The 12,504-nt window shown below is 59.7% G+C and carries 12 protein-coding genes; 6 read left to right on the forward strand and 6 right to left on the reverse strand.

Going from position 1 to position 12,504, the window contains the following annotated elements; genetic code table 11:
• Positions 1–66: 66 nt before the first annotated feature.
• Complete coding sequence (locus ACZ89R_RS27415) at positions 67–762, forward strand: HAD-IA family hydrolase (RefSeq protein WP_429547517.1); 696 nt, start codon at positions 67–69, stop codon at positions 760–762.
• 186 nt (positions 763–948) lie between these two features.
• On the opposite strand, the gene ACZ89R_RS27420 is transcribed toward ACZ89R_RS27415, so the two are convergent.
• Positions 949–1,695 (reverse strand): 3-oxoacyl-ACP reductase family protein, encoded by a 747-nt coding sequence (locus ACZ89R_RS27420; RefSeq protein WP_123496375.1) that lies wholly within the window; start codon positions 1,693–1,695, stop codon positions 949–951.
• A gap of 124 nt (positions 1,696–1,819) precedes the next feature.
• Here ACZ89R_RS27420 and ACZ89R_RS27425 point away from each other — a divergent pair, with 124 nt between their 5' ends.
• Entirely contained in the window at positions 1,820–2,743 is a 924-nt protein-coding gene (locus ACZ89R_RS27425) for a LysR family transcriptional regulator (protein WP_429547516.1), read from the forward strand.
• A 121-nt stretch (positions 2,744–2,864) separates the two neighbouring features.
• Here the strand turns inward: ACZ89R_RS27425 and ACZ89R_RS27430 are convergent, their stop codons facing one another.
• Entirely contained in the window at positions 2,865–3,605 is a 741-nt protein-coding gene (locus ACZ89R_RS27430) for a phosphoadenylyl-sulfate reductase (protein WP_008074131.1), read from the reverse strand.
• Positions 3,606–3,779: 174 nt separating this feature from the next.
• Between ACZ89R_RS27430 and thrH the strand changes: the two genes are divergently transcribed.
• The gene (gene thrH, locus ACZ89R_RS27435) at positions 3,780–4,397 is read left to right on the forward strand and encodes a bifunctional phosphoserine phosphatase/homoserine phosphotransferase ThrH (RefSeq protein WP_008074130.1); all 618 of its coding nucleotides are present in this window, start codon (positions 3,780–3,782) and stop codon (positions 4,395–4,397) included.
• Positions 4,398–4,494: 97 nt separating this feature from the next.
• On the opposite strand, the gene pabB is transcribed toward thrH, so the two are convergent.
• The 4 genes from pabB to rloA all read right to left on the reverse strand — a co-directional run bounded on the left by pabB (position 4,495) and on the right by rloA (position 9,114).
• The gene (pabB, locus tag ACZ89R_RS27440; RefSeq protein ID WP_429547515.1) at positions 4,495–5,832 is read right to left on the reverse strand and encodes an aminodeoxychorismate synthase component I; all 1,338 of its coding nucleotides are present in this window, start codon (positions 5,830–5,832) and stop codon (positions 4,495–4,497) included.
• A 218-nt stretch (positions 5,833–6,050) separates the two neighbouring features.
• Entirely contained in the window at positions 6,051–7,037 is a 987-nt protein-coding gene (locus ACZ89R_RS27445) for an alpha-L-glutamate ligase-like protein (protein WP_123496381.1), read from the reverse strand.
• On the reverse strand, positions 7,037–8,572 hold the full coding sequence (gene rloB / locus ACZ89R_RS27450) for an osmotic stress tolerance membrane protein RloB (RefSeq protein ID WP_123496383.1): 1,536 nt from the start codon (positions 8,570–8,572) through the stop codon (positions 7,037–7,039). The genes ACZ89R_RS27445 and rloB overlap by 1 nt, the downstream gene beginning before the upstream one ends.
• 5 nt (positions 8,573–8,577) lie before the next feature.
• Entirely contained in the window at positions 8,578–9,114 is a 537-nt protein-coding gene (gene rloA, locus ACZ89R_RS27455) for a retropepsin-like aspartic peptidase RloA (protein WP_007902103.1), read from the reverse strand.
• A 301-nt stretch (positions 9,115–9,415) separates the two neighbouring features.
• Between rloA and ACZ89R_RS27460 the strand changes: the two genes are divergently transcribed.
• The 3 genes from ACZ89R_RS27460 (at position 9,416) to prpC (ending at position 12,324) form a co-directional block, all read left to right on the forward strand.
• The gene (locus ACZ89R_RS27460; protein ID WP_177319500.1) at positions 9,416–10,135 is read left to right on the forward strand and encodes a GntR family transcriptional regulator; all 720 of its coding nucleotides are present in this window, start codon (positions 9,416–9,418) and stop codon (positions 10,133–10,135) included.
• On the forward strand, positions 10,132–11,022 hold the full coding sequence (prpB, locus tag ACZ89R_RS27465) for a methylisocitrate lyase (RefSeq protein ID WP_007902093.1): 891 nt from the start codon (positions 10,132–10,134) through the stop codon (positions 11,020–11,022). The genes ACZ89R_RS27460 and prpB overlap by 4 nt, the downstream gene beginning before the upstream one ends.
• Positions 11,023–11,196: 174 nt before the next feature.
• Positions 11,197–12,324, forward strand: coding sequence for a bifunctional 2-methylcitrate synthase/citrate synthase (gene prpC / locus ACZ89R_RS27470; protein ID WP_429547514.1), 1,128 nt, complete (start codon positions 11,197–11,199; stop codon positions 12,322–12,324).
• Positions 12,325–12,504 lie beyond the last annotated feature (180 nt).

Consider the following 12,504-nt stretch of genomic DNA (forward strand, 5'->3'; position numbering starts at 1 on the left):
AATCCATCACGGCCCCGGCGTGCCTTAGCCGCTCCTGGGATGTCATGAGAAAACGGATCAGATGCGATGAATGCACCCTTGGATGAGTTCGGCCCGATCAAGGCCGTGATTTTCGACATGGACGGCTTGCTGCTGGACACCGAGGGCATTTACACCGAGGTCACGTCCATTATTGCCGGGCGTTATGGCCGGACCTTCGACTGGAGCGTCAAACAGAACATCATCGGTCGTGGCGCGGGTGATCTAGCGCGCTATGTGGTCGAGGCACTGGACCTGCCAATTACAGCCGAAGAGTTTCTGGTGATCCGCGAACCGCTGATGCGCGAGCGTTTTCCGACGGCGCTGGCGATGCCTGGCGCAGAGGAGCTGGTTAGGCACTTGAAGGCCAACAACATTCCTATTGCGGTGGGCACCAGTTCTTCACGTCAGTCGTTCGGCGAGAAAACCACCTTGCACCGTGAGTGGTTCGCGCTGTTCGATTTCATCGTCACCGCTGACGACCCGGAAGTGGGCGCGGCCAAACCGGCGCCGGATATCTTCCTGACGGCGGCGCGGCGCCTGGGTATCGCGCCTGAGGATTGCCTGGTGTTCGAGGATTCGCCGTTCGGCGTTACCGCAGCGAAAGCGGCAGGGATGACGGCGATTGCGATTCCGGATGCGGCGATGGCCGACGAAAAGTACGCACACGCCGATGGCATTCTCCGTACGTTGAAGGCGTTCAAGCCCAGCGCATGTGGCTTGCCGGCACTTGAGTGGGCTTAACGCCGGTATAAATGTGCGGGCTTGCTCGCGAAGAGGGCGTGTAGGAGCTGCCGAAGGCTGCGATCTTTTGATCTTGCCCTTGCCTGCACCCCGATCAATCAACAAAGCCAAAATCAAAAGATCGCAGCCTTCGGCAGCTCCTACATGACGCCTTCGCGAGCAAGCCCGCTCCCACAGTGACCTGAATCAGGCGCCGAAACCACCGTCGATGGTCAGGCTGGCACCGGTGATGTAGCCGGCTTCGGGACCGACAAGATAAGCGACGAAGCTGGCGATTTCTTCCACTTTGCCGTAACGACCCACAGCCATCAGCGGGATCAGGCTTTCAGCAAAGTCGCCGCTGGCGGGGTTCATGTCGGTGTCGACCGGGCCCGGTTGCACGTTGTTGATGGTGATACCCCGTGGGCCGAGGTCGCGGGCCAGGCCTTTGGTCAAGCCGACCAGCGCCGATTTGCTCATGGCGTACGGGCCACCACCGGCGAAGGGCATGCGCTCGGCATTGGTGCTGCCAATGTTGATGATGCGACCGCCTTCGGTCATATGCTTGGCCGCTTCCTGAGTGGCGATGAACACACTGCGCACATTGATCGCCAGGGTCTGGTCGAAGTCTTCGAGTTTGAAGTCTTCCAGCGGTGCGATAGCCAGAACGCCTGCGTTGTTGACCAGGATGTCCAGGCCACCGAAGGCTTCGACGGTGACCTTAACGGCATTGCGAATCGCGACGGCATCGGCGCTGTCGGCCTTGATGGCCAAGGCTTTGCCGCCTGCGCTGGTGATGCTGTTTTGCAACTCTTCGGCTTTGGCGGTAGAGCTGACGTAAGTGAAGGCGACCGTAGCGCCTTCGGCGGCCAGGCGTTTGACGATGGCAGCACCGATGCCGCGTGAACCACCTTGAATCAGAGCTACTTTACCGCTGAGGTGTTGAGTGGTCATGTCGATCTCCAGAAATTCAAGGCGGGCTGCCTTGTTGTCGGAGTCGAGTATCGGCTTCGCACTACTTCGCGGGTAGACCGTCATTGCTATAGTCTGTGTAAACCAGAAGTTTATAGTGACGCTTATGGAAACGTTCAGCAGTATCGAATGCTTCGTGCGTAGCGCCGAGGTTGGCAGCTTCGCCGAAGCGGCGCGGCGCTTGAGCCTGACGCCGGCGGCGGTGGGCAAGAGCGTTGCCAAGCTGGAGGCGCGACTGGGTGTGCGGCTTTTCCAGCGCAGCACGCGCAGCCTGACGCTGACTGAGGCCGGTCAGCTGTTTCTCGGCGAAGTCAGCGCCAGCCTGCACACGATCCAGAATGCCGTGGCCAACCTGGCCAGCGCCGAAGGACGTCCCGCCGGCACATTGAAAGTCAGCATGGGCACAGTGTTCGGGTGCTTGTACATCGTGCCGTTGCTGGGCGAGTTTCTGCAGCGCTTTCCGGCGATCAACCCGGACTGGCATTTCGATAACCGCCAGGTCGACCTGATCGGCCAGGGTTTCGATGCGGCGATTGGTGGCGGGTTCGAACTGCCTCAGGGCGTGGTGGCGCGCAAGCTGACGCCCGCCCATCGGGTGTTGGTGGCTTCAGCCGAGTACCTCGCGAAGCACGAGGCGATCGTCGACCCCGACGACCTCAAATACCACGACGGCATCTTGATACGCTCGCCGCAGACGGGGCGCGTGCGTTCCTGGCAATTGACCAGTCGCACCCGGCAACACAGCCCGCTGACACTCAAGGCGCGGATGACCATGAGCGATTCGGAAGCCGCCTGCGCCACGGCGGCTCAGGGGTTGGGCATTGCGTTGGTGAGCGTGCCGTTTGCCGTGGGTTATCTGGAGGCGGGGACGTTGCAGCGGGTGTTGCCTGACTGGTACGTCGATGACGGCAACATCTCCATTTATTACGCCGAGCACAAACTGCTACCGGGCAAGACCCGGGCGTTTGTCGATTTCATCATTGAGCAGTTTGCGGAGCAGGGGTTGGGGCAGCGGTTCAGTGCGCTTTGAGCCTGGCTTGGGACCGAGGTGTCGCCATCGCGGGCAAGCCACGCTCCCACAGAACGACACAAAACCTGTGGGAGCGAGGCTTGCCCGCGATGAACGATAACGCGGTTTAAGACTGTGATTTTTAAGCCTTGGATTTGCTGATGATGTTCCCGGCATGCAGCCCGCATTCTTTCTGCGTGGCTTCTTCCCACCACCAACGACCTTCGCGCTCATGCTGGTTCGGCAACACCGGACGGGTGCAAGGCTCGCAACCGATGCTGATGAAGCCGCGCTCATGCAGGCTGTTGTACGGCAGCTCCAGCATGCGAATGTAGCCCCAGATCTCTTCGCTGGTCATTTGCGCCAGCGGGTTGAATTTGTACAGCGTGCGTTCCGGGGTGGAGAACGCGGTATCGATTTCCAGCACCGCGACCGCGCTGCGGGTGCCCGGGCTCTGGTCCCGACGCTGGCCGGTGGCCCAGGCGGTCACGCCCGACAGCTTGCGACGCAACGGCTCGATCTTGCGGATGCCGCAGCACTCGCCATGACCGTCCTTGTAGAAACTGAACAGGCCCTTTTCCTTCACGAAAGGTTCGAGCTTGGTGTAGTCCGGCGATACCACTTCGATATCGATCTTGTAGTGCTCGCGCACCTGTTCAATAAAGCGATAGGTCTCGGGGTGCAAGCGGCCGGTGTCGAGGCTGAACACCTTGACGTTCTTGTTCAGCTTCCAGGCCATGTCCACCAGCACCACATCCTCGGCGCCGCTGAAAGATATCCACAGGTCATCGCCGAACTCGGCGAATGCGAGTTTCAGGATGTCCTGGGCGGATTTGTTGGCATAGGTCGTGGCGAGTTCCACGACATCGAACGATGGGCTCATCAGGGCGGCTTCCTACAGGTCGGTGGCGCTGGGCGCTCTATATATGCCTGATGGTAACAAAATCCTGCGGCAGCTGGTGCGCCCTCTGCGTTGCACAGAGGAAGGCGAGCCGCTAGAGTTCGGCAGTCCTTTTGCTCGCTCGACTCAATAAACAGTACAAAATGGGAGTGTCTTGTGGAAATTGCCTGTCTGGATCTTGAAGGTGTGCTGGTCCCGGAAATCTGGATCGCCTTTGCCGAAAAAACCGGGATTGACTCCCTCAGGGCCACCACTCGGGACATTCCCGACTACGACGTGTTGATGAAGCAGCGCCTGCGGATTCTCGACGAGCACGGCCTGAAGCTTTCCGACATCCAGGAAGTGATCGCCACGCTAAAGCCTCTGGAAGGCGCCAGCGAATTCGTCGACTGGCTGCGTGAGCGCTTTCAGGTGGTGATTCTGTCGGACACTTTTTACGAATTCTCCCAACCGCTGATGCGTCAACTGGGCTTCCCGACCTTGCTTTGCCATCGTCTGATTACCGACGATGCCGGTCGGGTCACGGGCTATCAGTTGCGTCAGAAAGATCCCAAGCGTCAGTCAGTGTTGGCTTTCAAGAGCCTCTATTATCGGGTGATCGCGGCGGGGGATTCCTACAACGATACGACGATGCTGGGCGAGGCGGATGCCGGGATTCTATTCCATGCGCCGGACAATGTGATTCGCGAGTTTCCACAGTTCCCGGCGGTGCACAGCTTTGCGGAGTTGAAGCAAGAGTTCATCAAGGCTTCGAATCGGGCGTTGAGTTTGTAGTCGTTTTCGAGGACGTCTTCGCGGGCAAGCCTCGCTCCTACAGGATTTCCGGCGAACGACACAAATCCTGTAGGAGCGAGGCTTGCCCGCGAAGCTTTTAAAGGCCCCGCAAAGTATCCAGCAGCACCTTCACCTTGGTTATCGATTCCTGATATTCCGCCTGCCAGTCCGAATCCGCGACGATCCCGCCGCCACCCCAGCAGCACACCTGTCCATCCTTGACCAGCAAACTACGGATGGCGATGGAGCTGTCCATCTCGCCGCGCACGTCCAGGTACAGCAATGAACCGCAATACAATCCACGACGGGTCGGCTCCAACTCATCAATAATCTGCATCGCGCGAATCTTTGGCGCTCCGGTAATCGAGCCGCCGGGGAAGCTGCCGGCAATCAAGTCCAGCGCATCCTTGTTATCCGCAAGCTCGCCGGTAACGCTGCTCACCAGGTGATGCACGTTCGGATAGCTTTCCAGGCTGAACAACTCCGGCACCCGCACCGAGCCGATGCGGCAGGTACGGCCGAGGTCGTTGCGCAGCAAATCGACGATCATCAGGTTTTCCGCGCGGTCCTTGGGGCTGGCCAGCAGTTCGGCGGCGTTCGCCGCATCTTCAACTGCAGTCAGGCCGCGGGGGCGGGTGCCTTTGATCGGACGGGTTTCGACGTGGCGTTCGCTGACTTTGACGAAACGCTCCGGCGACAGGCTCAGCACGGCGTCGCCGTCGGGTAGGCTCTGGAAACCGGAAAAAGGTGTCGGGCACGCCGCCCGCAGCGCGCAGTACGCGGCCCATGGATCGCCCTGGCATTGCGCACGAAAGCGCTGGGCGAAGTTGACCTGATAGCAGTCGCCGGCCTGGATGTACTGCTGAATGCGTTCGAAGGCTTGTCGATAGTCGTTGGCGCTCAGGTCGGCGCTCATCGGGCTGTCCAGTTTGAAAGGCTCGATTTTCTGAGGTGCTGGTTGCGTGAACAATTCGAGCAGCCGCTGCCGCTCGCTGTCGATCAGCGCCGGGTGGAACACCAGTTGGCTGGTGGCCAAGTGGTGATCGCTGATCAGGGCCCAGTCGTACAGCCCGAAACGTGCGTCAGGCAATTGCAGGTCGTCCCGCGCCTGGCTCGGCAGGTTTTCCAGATGCCGGCCGAAGTCATAGCTCAGATAACCGATCAGGCCACCGGCGAAAGGCAGATCGAAAGAAACAGTGGCTTTACCGAGTCGCTTCAGAGTGTCGCGAAGGCGTTGCAGGAAATGGCTGCCGCTTTCATCCGGTAATACAGCCAGTTGTTCCAGCGGCCAGGCGCTGAGCAGGTCATAACGCCCACGCTCGGCGCTCGGCCGGCCGCTGTCGAGCAGCACGGCACCGGGGGCATGACGAATCGCCGCGAAGTATTCGGCGGGGTTGGCGCGATAGGGCAGCGGGTGTACGGAACAGGTCAGCATGGGCGGGGCAGATCAGCCAACTAGGCGGGGGAGCGATTGTAGTCCTCTGCGGGATTTGCTCCTAGAGGGGATGTCGGCAAGAGATACATCCGTGGCGAGGGAGGTTTACTTGTGGCGAGGGGGCTTGCCCTCGTTGGGCAGCGAAGCGGCCCCATCCAGTCTCCCTGATTTGACGACTGCTGCGCAGCCGAACGGGGGGCAAGCCCCCTCGCCACAGGTCAGCCCTCAACCGCAGGAATATGCCCAAACATTTCCTGAACGAATTCCACGCGTTCCTCCACGGTTTCGATTATCCCGCGGGCCTGTAATTCTTCCAGCCGCGCTTCGACCGCATGGGTACGTAACGTCAAGCCACAGTCGTTGGCGATCTGAATGTTCAAGCCGGGCCGGGCGTTAAGCTCAAGAATCAACGGCCCTTTCTCCTGGTCGAGCACCATGTCGACACCGATGTAACCCAACCCGCACAGCTCATAGCAGCCGGCCGCGAGCTTCATGAAACCGTCCCAGTAGGGCAGTTGCACGCCGTCCACAGCGTTGGTGGTGTCCGGGTGTTTGTTGATGATGTTGTTCAGCCAGGTGCCGCGCAATGTCAGGCCTGTGGCCAGATCGACACCGACGCCGATGGCGCCCTGGTGCAGGTTGGCCTTGCCGCCGGACTGGCGAGTCGGCAGGCGCAACATGGCCATCACCGGATAGCCCATCAGCACGATGATGCGAATGTCCGGCACACCTTCATAGCTGATGCTTTTGAAGATCTGGTCCGGGGTCACGCGGTACTCGATCAGCGCGCGGTCGCGGTGACCGCCGAGCGAATACAGGCCGGTCAGGATGCTGGAAATCTGATGCTCGATTTCCTCGTGACTGATGATCTTGCCCGACACCGTGCGATAGCGGCCCTCGAAGCGGTCTGCGATCACCAGAATGCCGTCACCGCCGGCGCCCTGGGCTGGTTTGACCACGAAATCGGTACGCCCGCCGATGATCTCGCTGAGGTTGTCGATTTCCTTCTCGGTGGAGATCACCCCGTACAGCTCCGGCACGTGGATGCCGGCGGCGATGGCGCGCTCCTTGGTGATGATCTTGTCATCGACGATCGGGTACAGGCTGCGCTTGTTGTACTTGAGCACGTAGTCTGCGTTGCGCCGATTGATCCCCATGATGCCCCGGGCCTCCAGGGCTTTCCAGGTTTTCCAGAGACCGAACATCAGGCGTCAGCCTTCTTGAGGAAAGCCTTGAAGCGCACCAGTTCGGTCAGGCGGTAACCGCGATAGCGACCCATGGCCAGCATGAAGCCCACCAGAATCAGCAGGATCGCCGGGAAGGTGAACACGAAGTACACCAGCTCAGGCACGCTCATGATCAGGTGCGCCAAAGAGGCGGCGAACAGGGTACCGATCGCCACTTTCATGGCATGGCCGCCCCCGCGCTCTTCCCAAGTGATCGACAGGCGTTCGATGGTCATGGTCAGAATCACCATCGGGAACAGCGCCACCGACAAGCCGCGTTCCAGGCCGAGTTTGTGGCTGAACAGGCTGATCGCCGCGATCAGCACCACCACGAAGGTCAGCACCACCGATAGCCTCGGCAGCATTTGCAGCTTCAAATGTTCAAGGTAGGAGCGCAGCGACAGCCCCAGCGTCGTGATGATCGTAAATAGCACGATGCCGAAACCGAGCTGGGTTTCCCGGAAGGCGAGGGCGATCAGCACCGGGGTAAAGGTGCCGAGTGTCTGAATGCCGATCAGGTTGCGCAGAATCAGGATCACCAGCACGCCGATCGGGATCATCACCATGATCATGAACGTCTGTTGGGTTTGCAGCGGCAAGCCGTACAGCGAGTATTCGAGGAAGTTGGCGTCGGAATTTTCGTCGGTCAGCTTGGCCAGGCGAATGGCGTTCATTTCGCTGTTGTTCAGGCTGAAGGTGACGGTGGCTTTTTTGCCGCCATCGACGGTTATCAGGTTTTCATCGCCGGTCCACCACTGCAAGCGGTCGGTGGGCAGGCCCTGTTCGCCGGTTTCCGGGTTGAAGTACAGCCAGTCAGTGCCGTTGAAGCTGCGCAACCAGAGTTCAGGCATCTGTGGTTGGTCAGCCACCAGGCGGATGGTGTGGACCTTTTCGATCGGCACGTGGGCGATGGACAGTACCAACTCGACGATTTTGGCTTTGTTCGCGGTGGACGGATCGCCGCCCAGCAGCAGTTTCACGTTGTCGTCGTTAAGGTTGTTGACGCGCTTGATGGCTTCGCCGATGAAGGTTTCAACGTCTGCCGAGTGTTGGCGGATCGGCGCGAGCAGGGCTTCGGCGGCGATTTTTTCCGGGCCTTCGACGGCGATGCTGTCGCGGAAGGTCGGGCCTTTGACCTTGGATTTTTCGCCGCTGTAGCGCTTGGTCAGCACCAGTCGGTAATAAAGGGTCTGGTTGCCCTTGGCGCGGCGCGCCGACCAGGTGACCTTCCGGTTGCCGTCGACACGGTTCACCGCCACGCCGTAATTATTGGAAATGAAACTCTCGTTGAGGCTCACGTAGTCGCGGCTCAGCGGTGGCACGAACATCTGAATTTTGATCGGATCCTTGGCATTGGCGACGAACTCGACCTTGGCGTCGATGTTCCACAAGTCGTCGGTAGCGTCTTCGGTCACCGGAATTCCGAGCACGAAAATCTGATAGGCCGTAACTGAAATGCCCAGCACCACCAGGATGGCGATCAGCAGTTTCAGATGGAGGGTAAGAGAGCGCATTGGAATTACTCTGCGGTATGTGCGTCGGTGGCGCAGGCGGGTTTGCCAGCAGCGTATTTAAGACTGGGATCGACCAGCGCATCGAAGCGTTTGAGCGCTTCGGAGCCGATCAGGAGCGGGTATTGGAAGGCACTGCGGTCGGTCAAGTTCACTTCGATGCTGCGTAAAGCCGAACCCATGCAGATATCCAGCTCGATGACCGGACGGGCGGTGTACTTTTTGCCTTCTTCCGGGTCGTAGTCACCGGCCCGGCGCTTGATCTTGCTGACACGGGCCAGCGGTCGTTCGATCGGGTGCGAATGCGCGGCGTCGATAGCCAGATAGAAGCGCACCCAGGATTCGCCATTGCGTTTGAAACGTTTGATGTCGCGGGCACTCAGCGAAGCGGTTTTCGCCCCGGTGTCGAGTTTGGCGGCGACTTCCAGATTGATGCCGTCCAGCGAAGCGTACTCATTGAGGCCGTACACAGTCTTTTCCCCTGCCGCGGCGAAACCTGGCAGGCCAAAAAGACAAAGGAATGTGGTGAAGGGCTTGAGTCTCATAAATCCTGGTGCGCAGCGGTCCGTTCTTCAATTCAAGGCCCTGGCATTGCTGCACAAGCTCCCTCGTATGCCTATCTGCTTTTTATGACAGGCAATGCAGATGACAAGCAAATGCGGGCGGCATTCTAGCACGGTGGGTTTATGGCGCCAGCGCTGGCCGGCGGCTATAACTTGAGGTGTTGCTTCCTTATGGTGCAGCGTGGTTATTAGACGATTGTCGACAATATCGAATTATCCTTTGACGTGAACGGCCATATTCGCTAGTTTTTGCGGCATTGGTTTTCAAGGTGTCGACAATATGCTGGATCAACTCGATCCCCCGGTCACGATTCAGGACGACTCGGAAACACTTTCCGAAAACGTCTTCCGACGTATTCAGGCGGCCATCGTCAAGGGCGAAATCGCCCCGGGCAGCAAGATCTCCGAGCCGGAGCTGGCGCGCACCTACGGCATTAGCCGCGGGCCGCTGCGTGAGGCCATTCACCGTCTGGAAGGCCAGCGCCTGCTGGTTCGCGTGCCGCACGTCGGGGCGCGGGTGGTGTCGCTGAGCCACGCCGAACTGCTGGAACTCTACGAAATTCGCGAATCCCTGGAAGGCATGGCGTGCCGTCTGGCGGCTGAACGCATGACGGTCGAAGAAATCGACGAACTGCGCCGGGTGCTCGAAACACACGAGCGCGATGCGGCGTTTCAGGCCGGTGTCGGTTACTACCAGCAGGAAGGCGATTTCGACTTTCATTACCGGATCATCCAGGGCAGCGGCAACCGCACCCTGACCCAGATGCTTTGCGGTGAGCTCTATCAGCTGGTGCGCATGTACCGCATCCAGTTTTCCACCACGCCCAATCGGCCGCGCCAGGCGTTTGCCGAACACCACCGAATTCTCGATGCCATCGCCGACCGTGACGGTGAATTGGCCGAGTTGTTGATGCGCCGTCACATCGGCGCCTCCAAACGCAATATCGCCCGTCACTACCAGGACGGCGCTAACCCGACAGCCACTGAACGAGGTGAGTCATGAGTTCCAACAAGAGCACTCCAGGCCAGCGTTTCCGCGATGCGGTCGCCAGCGAACATCCGCTGCAAGTGGTTGGCACGATCAACGCCAACCACGCATTGCTGGCCAAGCGCGCCGGTTTCAAGGCTATTTACCTGTCGGGTGGCGGGGTGGCTGCCGGCTCCCTCGGCGTGCCGGACCTGGGGATTACCGGTCTGGATGACGTGCTGACCGACGTGCGCCGCATCACTGACGTCTGCGACTTGCCACTGTTGGTGGACGTGGACACCGGGTTCGGTTCCTCGGCGTTCAACGTTGCCCGTACCGTGAAGTCGATGATCAAGTTTGGCGCAGCGGCGATCCACATCGAAGACCAGGTCGGCGCCAAGCGCTGCGGTCACCGTCCTAATAAAGAGATCGTCTCGCAGCAGGAAATGGTCGACCGCATCAAAGCGGCCGTCGATGCCCGCACCGACGACAGCTTCGTGATCATGGCGCGCACTGATGCGCTGGCGGTGGAAGGTCTTGAATCTGCGCTGGATCGCGCCGCGGCGTGCATCGAAGCCGGCGCCGACATGGTGTTCCCGGAAGCGATCACCGAGCTTGAGATGTACAAACTGTTCGCCAGCCGCGTGAAAGCGCCGATCCTGGCCAACATCACCGAATTCGGCGCGACGCCGCTGTACACCACCGAGCAACTCGCCGCTGCCGACGTGTCGCTGGTGCTGTACCCGCTGTCGGCGTTCCGCGCCATGAACAAAGCTGCGGAAAACGTCTACACGGCGATCCGCCGCGACGGCACGCAACAGAACGTGATCGACACCATGCAGACGCGCATGGAGCTTTACGATCGCATCGATTACCACACCTTTGAGCAGAAGCTCGATGCGTTGTTTGCTGCAAAGAAATAAAGATCAAAAGATCGCAGCCTCGTTTCACTCGACAGCTCCTACAGGGCTGCTGTGAACGCGGTCAATGCAGGAGCTGTCGAGCGAAGCGAGGCTGCGATCTTTCGGCATCACAAAGAACCTGATGAAACACAATTTGCCGATTCCCTGACAAATTCAAAAAAATTGGAGACAGCAATGGCCGAAGCAAAAGTACTCAGTGGCGCCGGGCTCCGTGGCCAGGTGGCCGGGCAAACCGCACTGTCCACCGTGGGCCAGTCGGGCGCTGGCCTGACCTATCGCGGCTATGATGTTCGCGAACTGGCGGCAGACGCACAATTCGAAGAAGTGGCTTACCTGCTGCTGTACGGCGAGCTGCCGACCAAGGCGCAACTGGCTGCCTACACCGAGAAACTGAGCAAGCTGCGCGACCTGCCGCAAGCGCTGAAAGAAGTGCTGGAACGCATCCCCGCCGACGCTCATCCGATGGACGTGATGCGCACCGGTTGCTCGTTTCTGGGCAACATCGAGCCGGAGCAGGACTTCTCCGAACAGCACGACAAAACCGACCGCCTGTTGGCCGCGTTCCCGGCGATCATGTGCTACTGGTATCGCTTCAGCCACGACGGCAAACGCATCAATTGCGTGACCGACGAAGCCTGCATCGGCGGCCATTTCCTGCACCTGCTGCACGACAAGAAACCGAGCGAGTTGCACGTCAAGGTGATGAACGTTTCGCTGATCCTCTACGCCGAACACGAGTTCAATGCGTCGACCTTCACCGCCCGGGTGTGCGCCTCGACGCTGTCGGATCTGTATTCCTGCATCACGGCGGCCATCGGCTCCCTGCGCGGCCCGCTGCACGGCGGCGCCAACGAAGCGGCGATGGAAATGATCGAGCGCTTTTCGTCGCCGGAAGAGGCCGTCGAAGGCACCCTCGACATGCTTGCGCGCAAGGACAAGATCATGGGCTTCGGTCACGCGATCTATAAGGACAACGATCCGCGCAACGAGGTGATCAAGGCCTGGTCGAAAAAACTCGCTGACGAAGTGGGCGACACGGTGTTGTTCCCGGTGTCCGAAGCCATCGACAAGACCATGTGGGAACAGAAAAAACTGTTCCCGAACGCCGACTTCTACCATGCGTCGACGTACCACTTCATGGGCATTCCGACCAAGTTGTTCACGCCAATCTTCGTCTGCTCGCGCCTGACCGGCTGGGCTGCACACGTGTTCGAACAACGCGCCAATAACCGCATCATCCGCCCGAGCGCCGAATACGTCGGCGTCGAACAGCGCAAGTTCGTGCCAATCGAACAACGCTGACTGGGGGAGGGCGCTGACGCTGGCTACTGAAGAAACCGGAAACCCTGTGGGAGCGAGCCTGCTCGCGATGACGGATTGACATTCAACATCAATGTCGACTGATACACCGCTATCGCGAGCAGGCTCGCTCCCACAGTGGGTTTTGTTCATTTCGGGAACTGCGCCTGCCGCCCACTCTTT

Source organism: Pseudomonas sp. TE3728 (assembly GCF_056279145.1).